This is a genomic window from Peterkaempfera bronchialis, assembly GCF_003258605.2.
Classification (GTDB): Bacteria; Actinomycetota; Actinomycetes; order Streptomycetales; family Streptomycetaceae; genus Peterkaempfera; species Peterkaempfera bronchialis.
Genome location: NZ_CP031264.1, coordinates 2,881,937 through 2,900,912 on the forward strand (window position 1 = coordinate 2,881,937; position 18,976 = coordinate 2,900,912).

An 18,976-nucleotide genomic window follows, 5' to 3' on the forward strand; every position below is an offset into this window, starting at 1 on the left:
GCCGTGGCGTCGAGGTCGGCGCCCCGGTGGCCGGGCGCGGTTCGTGTTCCTCTTCGCCGGGCCCGTCATCAGCGACGGCGAATTCCACTCGATCGGGTTGCAGGAGAGTGAACTCGCGGACGCGCGCTGGGCTGTGCGCGCCGAGTTCTCGGCCCTGCTGCACCCGGCCGTCGCTGCGCGCGTGACTGGCACGCTCCACCCGCCCGGCGGACCCACCTACCGTGAGATACGACCTGAAAGGACCGAAACGTGATGACGGACTTCCCCGAGCGGGTGATGCGCATCGGAACCCGTAGCTCCCCAATGGCCCTCGCCCAGACCGAGCAGGTGGCCGCACTGCTGCGGAAGTTCGAACCCGACCTCCGGGTGGAGGTCGTGCCCGTCACCACCGAGGCGGATGTGTGGCAGGGCGACTTGGCCGCCCTGGGCGGCAAGGGCCTGTTCACCAAGCAGATCGACACCATGTTGCAGCGCGGCGACGTCGACATGGCCGTCCACTGCGTCAAGGACGTGCCCGGGGATGTGCCGCTCCCAGCCGGTCTGATCTTCGCGGCCTACCTGCCCCGCGACGACGTGCACGACGTCCTGGTCGTCCCCGAGGGATCGGAGGTACGGAGCCTGGAAAACCTGCGGCCCGGGGCGGCCGTCGCCACGTCCGCGGTGCGCCGCAAGGCACAGATCCTCCGCGTGCGCCCGGATGTGAACGTGATCCGTGTCCGAGGTCTGGTCGGTACCCGGCTGGACAAGCTCGACGGCAGAAAGCCAATGGACGGCAAGCTCGATGCCATGGTCCTGGCGGCGTCCGGCCTGGAACGGCTCGGCTTCGCCGACCGGGCCCGCCAACGCTTCGGGGTGCGGGAGATGCTTCCGGCGGTCGGAGCCGGTGTGCTCGGCCTCCAGTGCCGACGGGACGATCACTCGGTGGCAGCCCTGCTGGAACGGCTCAACCATGAGCGGACCATGCGTGAGGTGACCGCCGAGCGGGTCATGCTGCATGGTCTGCGCGGCCACTGCAACAGCCCGATCGCCGGGTTCTGCGTCACAGAGCCGGACGGGCAACTCAGCCTGCACGGCATGGTGTTCTCGCGCGACGGGTCGAAGTTCGTCCACGCCCACCATTGGGGCGAGAGCCTCAACGACCCGGCGGTACTCGGCTCCCGCGTCTGCGCCGACCTGCTGCGCCAAGGCGCCCGGGACATCATCGAGGGAATCCCGCATTAGCGCACTCGCCGACCGGCTACAGAAAACGGACGGGGGCGGGGGCGGAACAGGTGCTCTGGGATGTGTCCACGGGTTCGCAGGCGCGGACGGCGCGCAAGCCGGACGGGGGCTGGACGGTGATGCAGCGCGGACCGGTGCGGCTGTGGGACCGGGTCGAGAGGGCGGTCCAGCGCTGACAGGCGGCCGGCGGCTCTCGGCCACCGGGCAGCAGGGTGGATCGGTACAGAGGACGGTCCGGGCTGGGACCTGCCGATCTGAGCCGGACGGGCGGCTCGGCCCCGCCCCGCCGCCTCGGGCGAGCTGCGTTCCGGGGCGGCGGGGAATCGTCTGGGGCCGGGGTCAGGCGCCGGGGAACTCGCCTGCGGCGACGGCCGAGACGAAGTCGGCGAACGCCTCGGGGGAGAAGACCAGCGCGGGACCGTGCGGGTCCTTACTGTCGCGGACGGGGACGATGCCCGTGAATCCGGGGGCCACCTCGACGCAGTTGCCGCCGTCGCTGTCGCTGTAGCTGCTCTTGACCCACGTCGCCGCGCTCAGGTCCCGCTGGCTCATGCCGCTCGTACCCCTTCATCACGTCAGCGATCATTTCGGCTGACTGACGAGTATTCAGTGTGTCCGCTCGGAGCACATCATAGATCTGTGCGTGTTTGGAGATAACCGCCGGATCGTCGTTCAGATGCCCGCGTTCCAGAGACTCCGAGTACACCCACTCATGCCCGTCCGGCAGCCTGATCAGCGACATGGGTCTCTTGGGGCGTACGAGGCCGGGCATATCCGCTGGGGCGACCTGGATGCAGACGCTGGGGAGTCTGCCCACGTCGAGCAGGTGGGCGCACTGGTCCCGCATCACCGAGGCGTCGCCGACCATGGTCCGCAGGCAGCTCTCGTCCAGTACGGCGACGAGGAGCGGCGCCTGGGCGGAGCCGTTCAGGAAGCGCTGCTGGCGGCTGAGTCGGGCGCGGACCCGTTCGTCGATGTCGTTCCCGGAGCCCATCTCGAAGATCGCGCGAGCGTATTCCTCCGTCTGTAGCAGGCCGGGGATCACAAGGGTCTGGTACTCGCGCAGCACGGTCGCCTCGGCGTCCATCGCGGCGCGTTGGCGGAACCAGTCGGGGTGCTCGATGCCCCCGGCCGGGTACCAGTCGATCCGCTGCCACAGCTCACGCAAAATCTCGCCCGTGCCCAGGTGCTGGTCGATCGTCTTGGCGAAGGTCCGCTGGGGCACGCGCGTGCCCGCCTCGATCCGGCAGACCAGCGAGCGGTCGCAGTGGAGCCGGGATGCCAGGTCGCCCTGTGACAGCCCGGCTCTTTCACGGCAGAGCCGCAGCAATTCCCCGAAGGCGGCCGCCGATGTGATCACGGCGGCGTTCACATCACCCGTACTGCGTCGACTCACGACCGGACCACCTTTGTGACAAGGGGAATTGGCACACACCGAACCACTGGTCAGGCGGCATGCGCCGCTCGTCGCGAGCATACGGTCCGCAGGGTAATTACGTTGGCGTTATCCGTTGTTGATCACACGGAAGGGAATGTCATCAGGAGCTGCACACGCAAAGGCAGAAAGGGTGTCCGGCCGGGTCGGTGAAGACGCGCCAGCCGGTGCCGTCCGGGCGGAGGCGGTCCTCGATGAAGGTGGCGCCGAGGGAGAGGGCGTGCTGCTGGGCCGCCTCGATGTCGGGCACGCGGAAGTCGAGGTGGAACTGCTGCGGGTGGGCCGGGTCGGGCCACTGGGGCGGGCGGTGGTCGGCGACCTGCTGGAAGGCCAGGGCCAGGCCCGAATCGAGGGTGACCTCGGTCCACTCCGGGTCCTCGGTGTTCGCCTTGGCGCCGAGCAGGGCGGCGTAGAACTCGGCCAGGGCCACCGCGTCCTCGCAGTCGAGGGCGACGGCTTGGAGCGTGACGAGCTCGGTCATGGGGACTCCTCCGGGAGGGGTGGGGTGTTACCGATACAAGCTTGGTGCCGGTAACGGTTACTGCATGATGGCGGAGTACGGGTAACCTCGCAAGCGTGAATCAGCCCGGGGTACGCGCCCCCGCCCCCGCGCCGCTGCTGGCGGCGCAGGCGCTGGCGAACACCGTGGACTTCGAGTCCGACCACGACGAGTTGCGCACCGTGGCCGGGCTGGAGCGGTGGGCCGAGGAGCAGGGGCTCTGCGGGCTGCGCTTCGGCGAGGCCGACCGGGCGGCGTGCGTCGAGTTCCGGGAGGCGCTGCGGGCGGTCTGCGAGGCCCATACCGGGGTGGATCTGCCCGGCGGGGCGGCGGCCGTGCTGGAACGGCTGCTGAGCCGGGCCCCGCTGGTGCTGGCCATCGACGCCGAGGGGGCCGCCCGGGTGCGGCCGGCGGCGGGGCTGGCCGGGGCCGACGCGGTGGTGGCGCACCTGGCGGCGGGCATCGCGGCGGCGGTCGCGGACGGCAGCTGGCCCCGGCTCAAGGCGTGCGCGGCGGAGAGCTGCCGCTGGGTCTACTACGACCGCAGCCCGGCGGGGCGCAGCCGCTGGTGCAGCATGGCCGTCTGCGGCAGCCGGGCCAAGATGCGCGCGTACCGGCAGCGGGGCGCGCGGCAGGGGTGAGCAATGCGCCGCAAGTACCGTGCGGCGGACTTCGGCTCTCGGTACGGTGGTTTCCCGCATTCCAGGCGCGCGACCGGTTCACCAGGTGGAGTCACCAGTCGATGGATGTCACGCTCACTGCCGAAGCCGAGAACAGCGCAGCCGAACTGCGGTCGCTTCTGGCCTGGCTTGTCGATGTGGATGAACTGCGCGGCAGGGCCACCCTGGTGGAGGGTCCTCCCGTGTCAGGCACCTTGGGTCCGACCCTCGACGCCGTACTGGTCGCGCTGGCGCCGGGCGCGGCCACTGCCCTCGCCACCGCCCTGGTCTCCTGGATACGGAACCGGCGCAGCGAGGTGACCCTCAAGGCCACCCGCGCCGACGGGACGTCTGTAGAGCTGTCCGCGAAGCGGACCAGGCTGCTGAACGCCGAGGATGTGAAGAGCTGCATCGAGCAGGCCGCCGAGGCGCTGCACCGGGCCGGGCCCGCAGAGGATGAGGAGCGCGACGGTCGCGGCGGCGGCCGGTGATGAGCACGGGTCTGGCCGACCCGGGGGTGCGCATCCTGCTGCTCGGCACGGCCACGCACCGGGGTCCGACGCTGACCTCGGTTCCGGCCGCGTCGCGGACGGTCAAGGCGCTGGAGGAGCGCCTGATCACCAGGTGCGGTGCCAGGCCGGACCAGGTCCGGACGATCATCGATCCCGCCGATGCCCAGGCGATGGCCACCGCCATCACCGAGGAGGCGCGGCGGGCCGAGACCACGCTGCTGCTCTACTACGTCGGCCATGGGCTGCTGGGGCCGGGCGATGAGCTGTACCTCGCGGCCCGGAGCACCGACCGGCTCACCCCGGGGCTCGCGGCCCATCAGGCGCTGCCGCTGTCCGCGGTGCAGGAGGCGCTGACCGCCTGCCGCGCCTCCTGCGTGGTCGTCATTCTGGACTGCTGCTTCTCCGGCAAGGCCAAGCTGGGCGACCGGGCGCCGCATCCCTCGCTTGCGCTGCCCGCCGCGCACGGGATGTACCTGCTGGGGTCGGCGGAGCAGCTTGCGCTGGCTCCCGAGGACGCGCCGCACACCACGTTCACCGGCGAGCTGATCAACCTGCTGGACAACGGTGATCCACGCGGGCCGCGGATACTGACCCTCGACGCCGTGTACCACCACCTGTTCCGCGTACTGCACGCCAAGGGCGGCCCACTGCCCCGGCGCCAGGCCGGCGACCGCTCCGGTGACCTGGTCATCGCGGCCAACCGGTCGGCGGGCCCCGACCGCGTCGCGCAGACCCGGCAGGGGGAGGAAGGGGCGGAGCTCGGCCGCCCGGTGCCCGACCGCTGCCCGTACCCGGGACTGGAGTCGTTCACGGCCGCGGACGCGGAGCTGTTCCATGGGCGGGACCGGCTGGTCGGCGAGCTGGCGGCGGCAGCCGCCGGGGCGCTGGCCGCGTGCAGCCCGGTGATCCTGGTCGGGCCGTCCGGAGCGGGCAAGACCTCGCTACTGCACGCGGGCCTGCTGGCGAGGCTGCGCCGAGGTGCGCCGGAGCTGCCCGGATCGAGCGGCTGGCCCCCGGTGGTGCTCAGCCCCGGCGAGCACCCGGTGCGGGCCCTGGCCGCCGCGCTGGACCGGGGCGGCATCCCGGATCCGTCCGGGATGCTGCTCGACCCCGGCTCGGCCGCCCGGCTCGCCGGTCCGCTCCTGGACGGACGGCCAGGGCAGCGGCGGCCAGGGGAACGCCTGGTGCTGGTGGTGGACCAGTTGGAGGAGTTGTTCACCGCCTGCCGCAGCCCGGCGGAGCGCACCGCGTTCCTGACCGCGCTGGGCGCCCTCGCCGCGCCGGGCGAAGGGCCGGGCGACGGGCCGGGGGGCGGGCCGGGCGAAGGGCCGGGGGACGGGCCGGGGGGCGGGCCGGACAGGGGAGAGGGCGCGCTGGTCGTGATGGCCTTACGCGCCGACTTCTACGGCGAGGCCCAGGCCCTTCCCGAGCTGACCGCCGTGCTCCGCGACCACCAGGTGCTCACCGCGCCCATGCGGCTCGCCGAGCTGCGAGCGGCGATCGAGCGGCCGGCCGAGGCAGTCGGCCTCCGGCTGGACGACGGTCTGGTCGAACTGCTGCTGCACGAGCTCGGAGCCGTCAACCAGCCGAGCCAGCAGGCCGGGACGCTGCCCCTGCTCTCCCATGCCCTGTGGGCCACCTGGCGGCAGGGCGACGGCAGCCGGCTGACCGTCGCCGGATACCGGGACAGCGGGGGCATCACCGGTGCCATCGCCGCCAGCGCCGACAGGGCCTATGCCGCGCTTGACGAGGCGGGGCGGAACGCCATCCGCCGGATGCTGCCCGGCCTGGTGCGCATCGGCGACGACTTCACCGACACGGCACGGCCCGCCGACCGGGCCGCACTGCTGGACGCGGTGCCCGACTCGGAGGCGGCGGAGCGCGGTCTGCGCCGGTTCGCCGACGCGCGCCTGCTGGTGCTGGATCGGGACTCGGTGCGGATCAGCCATGATGCGCTGCTGCGTGCCTGGCCGCTGCTGCGCCAGTGGATCGAGGCGGACCGCGACTGGCTGCGTACCCGCCAGCAGTTGGCCGCCGACGCAGACACCTGGCGGCAGGCCGACCGCGACCCCTCCCTGCTGTACCGGGGCAGCCGGCTGGCGGCGGCGCGGGCCAGCGCCGGCAACGCCGGTCTCGGCGACGCTGATCTGGAGCCGCGGCTGGCCGCGTTCCTGGACGAGTCCCAGCGCGCGGAGCGGCGCGCTGCCCGGGTCCGTACGGCGGTGCTGGCCACCCTGGTGGTGCTGTGCCTGCTGGCGGCCGGCGGCGGCAGCCTCGCGGTCGCCTATCAGCGGCGGGCGGCGGCCGAACGCAATCAGGCGGTCGGCCGACTGGTCGCCGCCGAGGCCGACCGGCTGCGGGAGAACCAACCCGGGCTGGCCAAGCAGCTGAGCGTTCTCGCCTACCGATTGGACCCGCAGGCCAACACCGCTCCCCTGCTGAGCGGCCTGGAGACCCCCGGCGTGTACGACAGCCGCGACCCCGTCGCCGATATCGCGCAGAGCGCCGACGGCTCCATGCTCGCCCTGACCACCGGATCCGAGGTCGCGCTCTGGGACGCCGACGGCGGACCCAAGGGGCGCCGGATCGCCCTGCCGGGCGCCCACGCGGTCGCGCTCAGCCCGGACGGGCGGCTGCTGGCGGCGACCGCGTCCACCGGCGGCCCGGCCAAGGCGGTGGTCCGGCTGTGGAATGTCTCCGACCCCGACCGGCCGCACGCCATCCCGCTGCCTCCCGGCACACCGACGGGCATCGCCTCGATCGCCTTCAACCCGGACGGGCGGTCGCTCGCCCTCGGCACGGCCACCGGCACCATCCGGGTCTGGGACGTCGGCGATCCCAGCCGAGTCCGCCAGACGCGGGAGCTGACCGGTCGGACCGCCCCCGTCGACTCACTGGCCTTCTCCCCCGACGGCAGGCTGCTGGCCGACACGGCGGACGACGGCACCATCCGGCTGTGGAACCTCACCGACCCGTCCCGGCCCACAGCGGTGGCCATGCCGGACGCTGTGCCGATCAGCCACGACCTGTCCGGCATGTCCCTGCACCGGGTGGCGTTCCGCCCGGACGGAAAGGCCCTCCTCACCCCGGGTGACCGCGAGAGCCAGGGGCTGCGGCTCTGGGACGTGCGTGACCCCGCTCGGCCGGTGCCGCTGGCGACGGCGGCGTCCGGACTGCTGGAGTACTGCCCCGGCGGTCCGGTGTCGGCCGCCTTCAGCCCGGACGGGCGGACCATCGCCACCCCCTGCAACGGCCATACGTATCTGTGGATGGACACCGGCCAGAGGTACCTGGCCCGGGTCAACGACCTGGAAGACACCGCGAAGGTGTCCTGGAGCGGCCCGGCGGTCTTCGCTCCGCACGGCACGCTGCTGCTCCATGCCACCGCGCTCGGCGTCCACCTGTGGAACGTCAGGAACCCGCCCCAGCTCGGCGCGGAGAGCAGCTATGAGGCAGCAGGCGGCTTCGGGGCGGCTGCGCGGTTCAGCGGCGGCCCACGGCGGCTGCTGGCGGTGCAGGGGGCGGACGACGGCGCCCTGTGGGACCTGACCCGGCCGCCCTACCGCAAGCTGGCCCCGCTCCCCGGCAGCGGCAGCCTCGGGAGTGCACCGGTCGAGTTCAGCCCCGATGGCCGGGTCCTGGTCACCAGCGAACAGGAGCACGGCCGCACCGTCCTCCGGCTGCGCAGCACCGACCACCCCGACTCCGCACCGCCGGCCGTCATCGACGACCTCTCCAACGGTGCGTCGGCACTGGCCTACAGCCCGGACGGCCGGGTGCTGGCCGTTGCCGACACCACCACCCCCGCCTTGCAGAAAGCGCCACCGGCGGTACGGCTCTTCGATGTCGGCGATCCCCACCACCCGCACCAGCTTGCCGCGATGCCCGGCAAGGTCACCGGACTCGCCTTCGCCCCGCACGGCCATCTGCTGGTCGGCAACTCCGCCGACACCCTGCTGCTGTGGCAGGTCTCCGATCCTCGCCACCCGGTCGCGGAGCCCGCCCGCCGGCTGACCCCGGGAGCCGGCGGCTCGCACTCCGCGTTCCGCTCCGACGGCAAGCTGCTGGCCGTCACCGACAACGCCGACACCACCCGGCTGTGGCGGGTCGACCACGACCGGCTGACCGGCGAGCCGGTGTCCGTGCTGCGCACCCTCGGTTCGGGTACCGGCATCGCCTTCGCTCCCGACGGCCGCACCCTGGCCTGGGTGAGCAACACCTTCGTCGCGTCGAGGAGCACGACCGGATTCACCGCGGAGCACATCGAACTCTGGGACACCACCGATCCGAGCACCCCCGTCTTCCGGGCGGCCTTCGCCTACTTCGCCACGGGCATCAAGGGCAATGACATCTCCTACAGCCGCCAGGGAGCACCGCTCCTCGTCAGCGCCGGCACCCCCCATGTCTCCGTCTGGAACACCGATCCCGAGGCCGCCGTCAAGCTGCTCTGCACCAGCATCGGCGACACGATCACACCCGAGGAGTGGTCGCGCTACGTCCCGGACAGGCCGTATGCACCACCCTGTCCACGGTGAAGCCCGCCGCTGGTGCGCGGCCGTCGACGCCGAGGGGGCGGCCCGGGTGCGGCCGGCGGCGGGGCGCGCGGCAGGGGCGTGAGCGGGGTCGCGAATGTCGCGCTGGCTGCGGAGTTCCGCACCGACGCGGTCCTCACCCTGGACCGGCGCGACTTCCGGGCGGTCAGGCCGCTGACCGCCCGCAAGGCATTCCGGGTGCTGCCGGACGGCCTGTGAACCGCCGGAGTGGCGAGCCTCAGCCCTCGAAGTCGCGGGCGGCGGAGAGTTCGTAGGCGCGGTCGGGTTCGGTGAGGGCGACCAGGACCTCGAAGCGGCGGTGGAACTGGCCCACCGACCAGGCCAGGCCGGCGGCGAGCCCTTCGGGGGTGGCGGCGTGCAGGGCGCCGGGGACGGGCGGGACGGCGAACTCGTCGTCCTCCTCCGGGGCGTCCGGGTCGTGCGGGGGCTGGGGCGCCTCCGAGCCGGTGTCCCAGCGCCAGTCGACGGCCGCCTCGGCGCCGTCCGGGCCGACGACCAGCAGTTCGTCGTGCTCCTCGTACACGGCCGGGCAGCCCGGCAGCAGTTCGCGGACGAACGCGGGGACGCGGTGTACGGTGCCCTCGCTCAGCACCCGGCCGCCCGCGACCTCGCTGGCCAGCGAGACATGCAGCCGCTCGGCCAGGGCGGGGGCCAGCGCCGGGGCGACGGGCAGCACCGGGAAGTCGTCCAGCAGTTGGACCAGGTCGGGGGCATCGGCGATCACCGCGTCGGTGATGTCCACGATCAGGGTGTGGGCGGGGCGGCGGCCGGTCTCCGGGTCGAGCGGCGGCAGGGCGCGTACCACCTCGGGGGGCTCGACGCGGTCGGCGGCCACCCTGGCCAGCGCCGTGTGCACGCCGTGCAGTTGACGGTGGCTCACCCCGGCGGCGGGGTCGGCGAGGCGGTCCAGCACCTCGTCGGGGCCGCCGGTCTCGGCGAGCAGCGCGGTCAGCGTGGTCCGCACCCCGAGCGCGTGCAGGAACTGCTCGTCCAGGCCGGTGCGGGCCTCCTCGTAGAGGCCGCGCAGCAGCGGGTCGGCGCCGGCCGCGCGCAGCCCGGCGGGGCGGCGGCCGTCCAGCACCGGGTGGTCGCGCAGCCACCAGGCGGCGTAGGAGGGCACATCGGCGGTGGAGCCGTCCGGCAGCAGCACCCGGACCGGGTCGACCACGGCGCTGCGGTACGGCGGCCGGGAGAGCATGGCCAGGGCCTCGCCCCAGGCGTCGTCGTCCACCAGATCGAGGTCGCGGACGGCGGTCAGCTCGGCGGCGACCGGCGGGACGACAGGTTCGCCGGGGCCGCCCGCCGTGTCCCGGTGCAGGGTCTCCAGGACGTCCTCGCACCACTCGGCCAGGCCGTCGGGGGCCTCGTCCAGCAGGCCGGTGGGTTCGCCGCCGGCCGCGCGGTCGGCGGGGGCGGTGGGGTCGAGGCGGTCCAGGTCGTCGGGGTCGAGAACGGCGTCCTCGGCGCGGGCCAGCACAAACCGCCCGGCGACGCCGGCGGCCTCCAGGACGGCCGGGCCCCAGCGCTCCAGCAGTTCGTCGTCGACAAAGGCCGCGTCGTCCTCCCGGACCACGGCGGCCAGCGGGCTGCCGGGCAGCACCAGCTCCCCGGCGGGCACCGGCTCGCCCTCGTCGTCGGCCAGGCAGAGCCGGGCCAGCCACGGGTGGTCGCCAGGTCCGACACCGGCCGCCCTGACCAGGCCGAGGACCGCGTCGGCGATGTCGTCGGCCTCGTCGGGGTCGTCCTCGGCGAGCCGTACGGAACGGGCGACGGCGGCCCGTACCTCGGGCGTCTCCAGGAGGGCGGCGGGGGTGGCGACGGCGGCGCCCAGCTTCTCCAGCAGGGTGTGGGCGGCGTCGGGGTGGACCAGCCGCAGGTCCAGCAGCGCCAGCACGGCTCCCAGGTCGCCGTCGTCGCCCAGCCAGTCGGCGGGGGCGTCGGCCCACTCGGAGTCGGCGCCGGGCAGCAGCACCCGGCGCGGCCCGGTGACGGTGCGGCCGTCGGCGAGGGGCACCGGGAGCGCGCCCAGGGCCTCCGGGTCGGCGCCGGCCAGCGCCCCGTACAGGTTGCGCCACCAGTCGGGTGCGCGGTCCAGTCCGCCGAGCTGGTCGACCACCTCGGCCAGCGGCACCCGGCGCACCTCCAGGACCCGCAGTTCGGGCCGCCGCTCCAGTCCGGCGGGCAGCAGGCCGGGCATGACGGCGGCGACGGCGGCGACCACGGAGCTGTCGGCGCCCTCCAGCAGGGTCGCCTCGCGGGGCCGCAGGGCGCGCGGGCCGCTCGGCCGCTCCGGCCCGCCCTCGTCCAGGTCGTACACCTCCGGCTCCGGCAGGTCGTCCTTCTCGGGCGACGGCACCTCGGGCAGGAAGGGCGTCTCCGGCAGCCGGTCGAGGATCGCCCGCCGCAGGGCGCCGTCGAGCGCGCCCTGGCCGAGCGCCCCCGGGACCAGGTCCAGCGAGGACAGGTCGGGGCCCCGGTCGCGCAGCAGGGACGCATAGGCGTCGGCGGCGCGCTCGGTGAGGAAGTCGGTGAGCGCGCCGGGGGCGACATGGCGGCGGGCCGAGTCCAGCGGGTAGCTGGCGATGAGCAGCGCGGGCACGCCCAGCGGCTCGTCGGTGGGGGTGGGGGCGTGGACCACCGGCGCGGTGCGGGGGCGCTGCGGGCGGCCCTCGGTGTCGACCGGGACGGCCCAGGTGACCGACCAGTACGGCCTGCGGCGCTCCTCCACCGGGCGGTCGGCGAGCAGCGCGTCGTCGATCCGGCCGTCGGCGCCGACCAGTTGCCAGCGGCTCTCCTCGGCGGCGGCGCTGTCGGTGACCGCCACGGTCGCCGGGCCGTGGCCGCCCGTCTCGGGGGCCTCCAGGGTGCGGCGGGTCAGGGTGCGTACGGTCCCCTCGGCCTCGACGGTGATCTCGGCGAGGCCGGTGAGGGTGAGCAGCAGCGCGTCGTCGATCTCGGCCAGCAGGCGGCGGGTGAGGTCCTCGGCGGCGGCGTCGCGCAGCGGCAGCACCACGACCGTGTCGTACCCGGCGGGCGGGGTGCCCTCGGCGGGCAGCGGCAGCCGCAGCAGCGGGACGTGGCCGTCGCGGCGGCGCAGCTCCTCGGCGAGGCCGCCGGCGGCGGCCGCTTCGGCGGCGGTCCCGGCCAGGTCGCGGGCCTCGGCCAGCGACCAGCGCACACCGCCGGGGACGCCCAGCACGGCGGGCTCGTCGCAGACGGCCAGCACGGCGGCGAAGCCCACGCCGAAGCGGCCCACGGAGGCGGCCCGGGCCTGGCCGTCGTCGGCGCGCTTGGAGGAGGCGCGCAGGGTGGAGAGCGACTCCACCCCGGCGGCGTCCAGGGCCACCCCGGTGTTGGCGGCGGCGAGGACGCCGTCGTGCAGGGTCAGCCGCAGCCGCCCGGGGACACCGGCGCGTACGGCGGCGTCGGCGGCGTTCTGCGCCAGCTCGACCACCAGGCGGTCGCGGTAGCCGCCGAGGGCCAGCTCCTCCTCGGCGTTGGCGTCCTCCCGGAAGCGGGCCGGGGACGCCGCCCAGGCGTCGAGCACCCGGCGGCGCAGCCCGGCCGTCCCGAACGGGTCCGCGCCGGAGCCTTCCGCCGTGCTGCCCATGATCCGAGGCTCCACTGGCCGTACCGCCTTCCGTGAGCGCCGCCGAGCGGTTCCCTGCTCTGCTGCGCCTTGCCGCTTCGTCCAGGGGCATTCTTGCGCGTTCCGGGCGATGCTCCGGCATCGGCCGCTTCCAGCCGCACCGCAGGGCCCCAGCGCGACCCCGGCCCGGCGGGGTCAGGGGCTGATGGCGAGGACGAGGTAGGCGGCGAGGACGGTGAGGTGGATGGCGCCTTGGAGGGGGGTGGCGCGGCCGGGGATGACGGTGAGGGTGGAGACGGCGACGGTGAGGGCGAGCAGGACGGTGTGGGTCGCGCCGAGGCCGAGCAGCAGGGGGCCGGACATCCAGGCGGAGGCCACCGAGACGGCGGGGATGGTCAGGCCGATGGAGGCCATGGCGGAGCCGAGGCCGAGGTTGAGGCTGGTCTGCACGCGGTCGCGGAGGGCGGCCCGTACCGCCGCGATCGACTCGGGGGCCAGGACCAGCAGGGCGATCACCACGCCCACGGCCGAGGACGGCAGGCCCACCGAAGCCACGCCCCGCTCGATGGTGGGGGAGATGGTCTTGGCGAGGCCCACCACGCCGACGAGGGAGAGGAGCAGCAGGCCGAGGCTGGTCCAGGCCCGGCGGGCGGTCGGCGGCTCGGCGTGCTCCTCGGTGTCGATCACCTGGCCCTCGGTGGTGATCGGTAGGAAGGAGCGCCGGTGGCGGACGGTCTGGGTGGTCACGAAGAGCCCGTACAGGATGAGCGCGGAGCCGGCCGCGAAGCCCAGCTGGGGCGGGGAGAAGCGGGGGCCGGGGGTGCTGGTGGTGAAGGTGGGCAGGACCAGGCTGAGCGTCGTCACGGTGGCGACCGCCGCGAAGGCGGCCCCGGTGCCCTCGGGGTTGAAGACCGCGACCCGCCGCCGCAGGGCGCCGACCAGCAGGCTCAGTCCGACGATGCCATTGCAGGTGATCATGACGGCGGCGAAGACCGTGTCGCGGGCGAGCCCGGCGCTGGCCGGGCCGCCGTCCGCCATGAGCGTGACGATCAGCGACACCTCGATGACCGTCACCGCGACCGCCAGCACCAGCGATCCAAAGGGCTCACCGACCCGGTGGGCCACCACGTCGGCGTGGTGCACCGCCGCGAGGACCGCGCCCACCAGGGCGCATGCCACCAGGACGACCACGGGCACCGGCAGCGCGCGATGCCAGGTGAGGATGAGCAGTACGGCCGCCAGTGCCGGTACCACCACCGTCCAGTGCGGGCGGGGCAGGCGGGTGCGGACGACCATGCGGGCGAGCCTGGCAGATTCGCCCCGCGACGCTTGGCCACGGCACGCCCCGGTCGCCCGGACGGGTGTCCGTCCGGGCGACCGGGTCAGCGGGATGACGGGCCGTCAGGATCGCCAGACCGTCAGGGCCGTGAGGGCCGTCAAGGCCTCAGGAGTGGCCGAGCTCCTCGGCCGGGCCCTCGGGTTCCACCGAGCCGCCGGTGCGGTCGGGGTGGAGCGGCATGGGCTCGACGGCCAGCTCGTCCAGGATCGGCTCGGCGGGCTTGGGCGGGGTGGGCATGACCGCCGCCTCGGAGTGGCCGCCGCAGCCGAAGGCGAGCGACACCACCCGGCCGTCCGCCGGGCTGAACTCATTGCCGCAGATGCCGAATGCCTGCCCCAGCGAGCCGCCGATGGGGATCAGGAAGCCGCAGGTGGTACAGGAGGCGGGGGCCGCCTGGGCCATGGGGGTGTGGGCGCCGTGGGACTTCTCCCAGCGGTCCGCGCCGAGGTGCAGCCCCAGCCGGGAGAGGACCCGGGGCCGGGTGAGGCCGAGCTCCCGGGCGACGGCGGCGATGGCGCCCCGGTCGGGGGCGGGCTGGATGTCGGCGGAGCGGTCGGAGACCTCCACGTCCTCGCCGGGGACGAAGGTGGCGGCGGAACCGCCCTCCGCCAGCGCGGAGTTCGGCGGCACCTCGTCCTCGCCGCTCCAGCCGGCCTCCAGCCGTACGTCGTCGGCGGCGGTCGGCAGCAGGTCGCCGGGGCCGAGGTCGCCGGGGAGCAGGCGCTCGCTCCAGGGCACCCACTCCGGTGCGAGCACCGCGTCGGGGCCGGGGAGCAGCACGGTCTCGTCCAGGGTCACCAGCTTGCTGCGCGAGGCGCGGGTGACCGTGACGGCCCAGCGCCAGCCCCGGTAGGCGGGCTCGCGGCAGGCGAAGGAGTGCGTGACGACGCGGTCCCCGTCGGCCTCCGCGCCGATGTACTCGCCGACCGCGTCCGCACCGGCCGCGTCGACCGCGGCGGCCCGGGCGATCTCGACGGCCTCGGCACAGAGCCGGTCAGGGGTACGGCTTCGCATCGCAGCACTCACGAGAATCGATTCTCTCCCAATCCGTTCCCTGGTCCGCCGCTGACCCGCGTGCGGGGGCGACGGAGGATGTGACGGCCCGGCCGAGGGCGACGGCCGCCGTGATTCCTATTCTGCGGGACGAACCGGTCACCCGTGCCCCGCCCGCACCCGACAGCGGCGTCGTCCGCCGCGATGGGTGTGCGAGGGGCACGCTACCGGCCGGTCGTGCCCGGGGGACAGCCCGCCCAGGGCGACACCGGTCGATAAGGTGCGGAACCGGCGTGCGGAGCGGGGTTGTCGGGCAGGATGGCGGCGTGGCCGACGAAACATCGTCGCAGCACGCTCTGCACGATCACGATCCGCAGGACCCCGGGTCGCCGCCCTCGGAGCGGGAGGGACCGGACGGGGCCGTCCCCCCTGCCCGCCGCACCTCCCGCCTGCGCCGTGCCCGGAGCGCGGTGCGCTCCGGGATGTCGGCGTTCGGCAGGGGCACCGGCCGGGTGGTGAACGGCACCGGGCGGCGGATCCGCCGGGCGACCTCGGCCGAGGGCGCGGGCGAGTCCGGGCTGGCGAAGCTGATCGAACTGCATGCGGTCAACTCGTTCGGCGACATGCTGATCACGATCGCGCTGGCCTCCACCATCTTCTTCTCGGTGCCGACCGGTGAGGCGCGCGGCCGGGTGGCGCTGTACCTGCTGATCACCATGGCGCCGTTCGCGCTGCTGGCGCCGGTGATCGGCCCGCTTCTTGACCGGCTGCCGCACGGCCGGCGGGCGGCGATGGCGGTGTCGATGCTGGCCCGGGCGGTGCTGGCGTGGACCATGGCCGGGGTGATCAGCGGGGGCGGGATCGCGCTCTACCCGGAGGCGCTGGGGGTGCTGGTCGCCTCCAAGGCGTACGGGGTGGTCCGCAGCGTGGTCGTGCCCCGGCTGCTGCCCCATCAGGTGACGCTGGTGAAGGCCAACTCGCGGGTCACGCTGGCCGGGCTGATCGCCACCGGGGTGGCGGCGGTGGTCGGCGGGCTGCTGCATCTGCTGGGGCCGGGTTGGCCGCTGCGCGGCGCGTTCCTGGTCTTTGTCGCGGGGACGCTGCTGGCCTTCGCACTGCCGCCGACGGTGGACTCGGCGCAGGGCGAGAAGCGGGCGCTGCTGGTCAAGGAGGACGCGGCCGGTCCGCAGGAGGCGATCACCGACCAGGCGGCGCCCGTCGGCGAAGCGGCGTCCGAACGCGAGGAGCGGCTGCGGGAGCGGCCGCTCCGCTCGGTGGGCCCGTCGGTGCTGCTGGCGCTGCGCGCCGTGGCGGGGCTGCGCGGCCTCTCCGGGTTCCTCACCATGTTCCTGGCCTTTCTGCTGCGGGCCGACTCGGTGGGCGGGCTGCACCCGGGCGTGGCACTGGGCCTGGTCGCGGTGGCGGCCGGGATCGGCAATGCGCTGGGCTCGGTGCTGGGCTCCTGGCTGCGCACCCGGGGTCCGGAGGCGACGGTGACCGCGATGGTGGCGCTGGCGGTGGCGGCGACCGCCTGCGGGGCGCTCTGGTACGGGGTGCTGACCGTGACCCTGGTGGCGGCGTCCGCCGGGATCGCCCAGTCGCTGGGCAAGCTGGCGCTGGACGCGCTGATCCAGCGGGATGTGCCGGAGGAGGTGCGGACGTCGGCGTTCGCCCGTTCCGAGACGCTGATGCAGCTCTGCTGGGTGGCGGGCGGCGGCCTGGGCATCGTGCTGCCGCTCAATGGCGTGCTGGGGTTCGGCATCGCGGCCGGGATCATGGCGGTGACCCTGGGGTTCACCGTGTGGAGCCTCTTCGGACGTGATCGCGGCGGCACACCGCACCCCCGCGCGGCGTGACGAGGGATGACCGGTAGCCTCAGTGCCATGAGCCTCAACAGCCGCGCCATTGCCGCCCTCGGCGCCGTCGTCGTGATCGGCGCCGGCACGGTGGGTTTCTCCGTCGCCCACGCGTCCAGCCAGGACAAGCCGCAGAACCGCCTGGTCACCCTGGTCGCGGGGACCGGCTCCGTCCACTCCGAGCCGACCTGCTGGAACGACGGCAAGCCGCTGGACGCCAAGGCCCAGGGCGACTGCCAGGCCAAGGCCGCCAAGCTGGAGAAGGACGGCAAGCTGCCGACCCTGGAGATGAACACCAGCGACCGGGTCGGCGTGGGCGTGGACCCCGTCATCGCGGACAAGGGCTGGTTCGCCTTCACCGACGGCGGCACCCAGGGTCAGGCGACGCTCGCCAGCGCCCGCAAGGGCAGCACCTTCTCCGGCGCCATCCCCGCCGCCAATGTGCTGAAGTCCACCGAGAAGACGCTGGTCACGGTCGTCGAGGCGGACACCAGGAGCGGCGACATCTTCGGCGTCTGGTACTTCACCCTGAAGAACACGGACATCTGAGCGGCCTCCGCTCCACCATGAGCGAGACGCCGCACAGCAGTGGACAGCCGGGCCCGGCAGTGGCCCGGCTGCTCGTCGTCACCGCCGTGGCGGCGGAGGCCGAGGCGGTGCTGCGCGGCGCCGACCCGCGCGGCGGCCACCGGCCGCACCGGACGCCCGCCCTGCACTGGGTGACGGCCCGCCCGGAGTCGCCCGCCGCCGAGGTGGAGGTCGAGGTCGTCGCGGGCGGCGTCGGCCCGGCCGCCGCCGCTGCCGCCACCGCCACCGCCTGCTGCGGAGCCCGCTATGACCTGGTCGTCTCGGCCGGGATCGCGGGCGGCTTCGCCCCGGCCGCGCCGGTCGGCTCGGCGGTGGTGGCCGACGCCGTACTGGCGGCCGACCTGGGCGCCACCACGGCCGAGGGGTTCAGCGACGTCACCGAGCTGGGCTTCGGCACCGTACGGCACACCCCGCCGCCCGCCGCCGTGGCGCTGGCCGCCGGGGCGCTGCGCGCCGCCGGGATCGACACCGCCGTGGGGCCGGTGCTGACCGTCTCCACGGTCACCGGCACCGCCGACCGCACCGCCGAGCTGGCGGGGCGGCACGCGGGCGCGGTGGCCGAGGCGATGGAGGGGTTCGGGGTGGCGGAGGCGGCGGCCCGGCACGGGCTGCCGCTGCTGGAACTGCGCACGGTGTCCAACCCGGTGGGCCCGCGCGACCGCGCCGCCTGGCGGATCGGCGAGGCGCTGGCGGCGCTGGAGCGGGTGTTCGCCGCGCTGCCGTACCGGGAACTGATCGACGCCGCCGCGCAGGAGAGAGGCCGACCATGACCGAGCAGACGCCGTTCCCGGAGGCGGGGCCCGCCGGTCCGGCCGACCGACTCTCGGTCGCCTACTCGCCCTGCCCCAATGACACCTTTGTCTTCCATGCCTGGGCGCACGGCCTGGTACCCGGCGCGACCGCGCCCGAGGTGACCTTCGCCGACATCGACATCACCAATGGGCTGGCCGAGCGCGGCGCGCTGGATGTGCTCAAGATCTCCTACGCCGCCCTGCCCTGGGTGCTCGACCGGTACGCCCTGCTGCCCTGCGGCGGTGCGCTGGGCCGTGGCTGCGGCCCGCTGGTGCTCACCGGTCCGGACGCGCCGGACGACCCGGCGGCGCTGGCCGGCAAGGTGGTCGCGGTGCCGAGCGAGCGGTCCACCGCCTATCTGCTCTTCCGCCTCTGGGCGGCCAAGGCGGTCCCCGGCGGGCTGGGCGAGGTCCGGGTGCTGCCGTTCCACGAGATCATGCCGGCGGTGCGGGACGGCGCGGTCGACGCCGGTCTGGTGATCCATGAGGCCCGCTTCACCTATGGGCAGTACGGCCTGCGCCGCCTCGCCGACATGGGCGAGGCATGGGAGGCCGACACCGGCCTGCCGATCCCGCTGGGCGCGATCGTGGCCCGGCGCTCGCTGGGCCGCGACCGGCTGCTGGCCCTGGCCGACACCGTACGGGCCTCGGTGCGGGCGGCCTGGGACGACCCGGCCGCCTCCCGGGAGTACGTACTGGCGCATGCCCAGGAGATGGACCCGGCCGTCGCCGACCAGCACATCGGGCTCTATGTCAACGAGTTCACCGCCGACCTGGGCGAGGACGGCTACGCCGCCGTACGCGGGCTGCTCACCCGGGCCGCCGCCGAGGGCCTGGTCCCGGCCGTCACCCCGGACGCGCTGGCCTTCCCTGCCTGACGCACCGTCAGTACCCGGCTGACAGTGCGGCGCCGTCTCCCTGGCCGGGGAGGCGGCGCCGGG

At 74.4% G+C, this 18,976-nt stretch carries 15 protein-coding genes and 1 pseudogene; 10 read left to right on the forward strand and 6 right to left on the reverse strand.

The genetic code is table 11. The annotated features are described in order from the left end of the window. The first annotated feature begins 43 nt into the window (after positions 1 to 43). Both C7M71_RS12670 and hemC read left to right on the forward strand, forming a co-directional pair. Positions 44 to 253: an NUDIX hydrolase gene (locus C7M71_RS12670; protein WP_111490874.1), complete on the forward strand. Its 210-nt coding sequence runs from the start codon at positions 44 to 46 to the stop codon at positions 251 to 253. Then, entirely contained in the window at positions 253 to 1,221 is a 969-nt protein-coding gene (gene hemC, locus C7M71_RS12675; protein WP_229758688.1) for a hydroxymethylbilane synthase, read from the forward strand. The genes C7M71_RS12670 and hemC overlap by 1 nt, the downstream gene beginning before the upstream one ends. Before the next feature lie 339 nt (positions 1,222 to 1,560). Here hemC and C7M71_RS31700 read toward each other — a convergent pair whose 3' ends face one another. From C7M71_RS31700 to C7M71_RS12695, 3 genes are all read right to left on the reverse strand, one after another. Then, positions 1,561 to 1,695: a DUF397 domain-containing protein gene (locus tag C7M71_RS31700; RefSeq protein WP_229758689.1), complete on the reverse strand. Its 135-nt coding sequence runs from the start codon at positions 1,693 to 1,695 to the stop codon at positions 1,561 to 1,563. Next, on the reverse strand, positions 1,652 to 2,617 hold the full coding sequence (locus tag C7M71_RS12690) for a helix-turn-helix domain-containing protein (protein ID WP_407675982.1): 966 nt from the start codon (positions 2,615 to 2,617) through the stop codon (positions 1,652 to 1,654). Before C7M71_RS12690 ends, C7M71_RS31700 begins: the two co-directional genes overlap by 44 nt. 142 nt (positions 2,618 to 2,759) lie before the next feature. Continuing rightward, positions 2,760 to 3,137 carry a VOC family protein gene (locus C7M71_RS12695; RefSeq protein ID WP_111490871.1) on the reverse strand — a complete coding sequence of 126 codons (378 nt, stop codon included), beginning with the start codon at positions 3,135 to 3,137 and terminating at the stop codon, positions 2,760 to 2,762. A gap of 95 nt (positions 3,138 to 3,232) precedes the next feature. Between C7M71_RS12695 and C7M71_RS12700 the strand changes: the two genes are divergently transcribed. From C7M71_RS12700 to C7M71_RS12715, 4 genes and pseudogenes are all read left to right on the forward strand, one after another. Further along, on the forward strand, positions 3,233 to 3,796 hold the full coding sequence (locus C7M71_RS12700) for a CGNR zinc finger domain-containing protein (RefSeq protein WP_229758690.1): 564 nt from the start codon (positions 3,233 to 3,235) through the stop codon (positions 3,794 to 3,796). 101 nt (positions 3,797 to 3,897) lie between these two features. After that, on the forward strand, positions 3,898 to 4,305 hold the full coding sequence (locus C7M71_RS12705) for an effector-associated constant component EACC1 (RefSeq protein WP_111493535.1): 408 nt from the start codon (positions 3,898 to 3,900) through the stop codon (positions 4,303 to 4,305). Further along, positions 4,305 to 8,861, forward strand: coding sequence for a caspase, EACC1-associated type (locus C7M71_RS32590; RefSeq protein WP_114914345.1), 4,557 nt, complete (start codon positions 4,305 to 4,307; stop codon positions 8,859 to 8,861). The genes C7M71_RS12705 and C7M71_RS32590 overlap by 1 nt, the downstream gene beginning before the upstream one ends. Positions 8,862 to 8,951: 90 nt before the next feature. After that, positions 8,952 to 9,077 (forward strand): annotated as a pseudogene (locus tag C7M71_RS12715) (VapC toxin family PIN domain ribonuclease); the annotation flags it as partial. A gap of 19 nt (positions 9,078 to 9,096) precedes the next feature. Here the strand turns inward: C7M71_RS12715 and C7M71_RS12720 are convergent. The 3 genes from C7M71_RS12720 to C7M71_RS12730 form a co-directional block, all read right to left on the reverse strand. After that, complete coding sequence (locus C7M71_RS12720; protein ID WP_114914346.1) at positions 9,097 to 12,489, reverse strand: sacsin N-terminal ATP-binding-like domain-containing protein; 3,393 nt, start codon at positions 12,487 to 12,489, stop codon at positions 9,097 to 9,099. A gap of 174 nt (positions 12,490 to 12,663) precedes the next feature. Then, on the reverse strand, positions 12,664 to 13,764 hold the full coding sequence (locus tag C7M71_RS12725; RefSeq protein ID WP_111494637.1) for a calcium:proton antiporter: 1,101 nt from the start codon (positions 13,762 to 13,764) through the stop codon (positions 12,664 to 12,666). 148 nt (positions 13,765 to 13,912) lie between these two features. Further along, the gene (locus tag C7M71_RS12730) at positions 13,913 to 14,821 is read right to left on the reverse strand and encodes a DUF3027 domain-containing protein (RefSeq protein ID WP_111494635.1); all 909 of its coding nucleotides are present in this window, start codon (positions 14,819 to 14,821) and stop codon (positions 13,913 to 13,915) included. A 461-nt stretch (positions 14,822 to 15,282) separates the two neighbouring features. Here C7M71_RS12730 and C7M71_RS12735 point away from each other — a divergent pair, with 461 nt between their 5' ends. Genes C7M71_RS12735 through C7M71_RS12750 form a run of 4 tightly spaced genes read left to right on the forward strand, consistent with a single transcriptional unit; the run spans position 15,283 to position 18,913 of the window. Continuing rightward, on the forward strand, positions 15,283 to 16,656 hold the full coding sequence (locus C7M71_RS12735; RefSeq protein ID WP_111494633.1) for an MFS transporter: 1,374 nt from the start codon (positions 15,283 to 15,285) through the stop codon (positions 16,654 to 16,656). A gap of 27 nt (positions 16,657 to 16,683) precedes the next feature. Next, positions 16,684 to 17,205, forward strand: a complete 522-nt coding sequence (locus C7M71_RS12740) for a hypothetical protein (protein WP_111494631.1) — start codon at positions 16,684 to 16,686, stop codon at positions 17,203 to 17,205. A 17-nt stretch (positions 17,206 to 17,222) separates the two neighbouring features. After that, the gene (locus C7M71_RS12745) at positions 17,223 to 18,014 is read left to right on the forward strand and encodes a futalosine hydrolase (RefSeq protein ID WP_114914347.1); all 792 of its coding nucleotides are present in this window, start codon (positions 17,223 to 17,225) and stop codon (positions 18,012 to 18,014) included. Beyond that, the gene (locus C7M71_RS12750) at positions 18,011 to 18,913 is read left to right on the forward strand and encodes a menaquinone biosynthesis family protein (protein WP_111494617.1); all 903 of its coding nucleotides are present in this window, start codon (positions 18,011 to 18,013) and stop codon (positions 18,911 to 18,913) included. The genes C7M71_RS12745 and C7M71_RS12750 overlap by 4 nt, the downstream gene beginning before the upstream one ends. Positions 18,914 to 18,976: the final 63 nt, after the last annotated feature.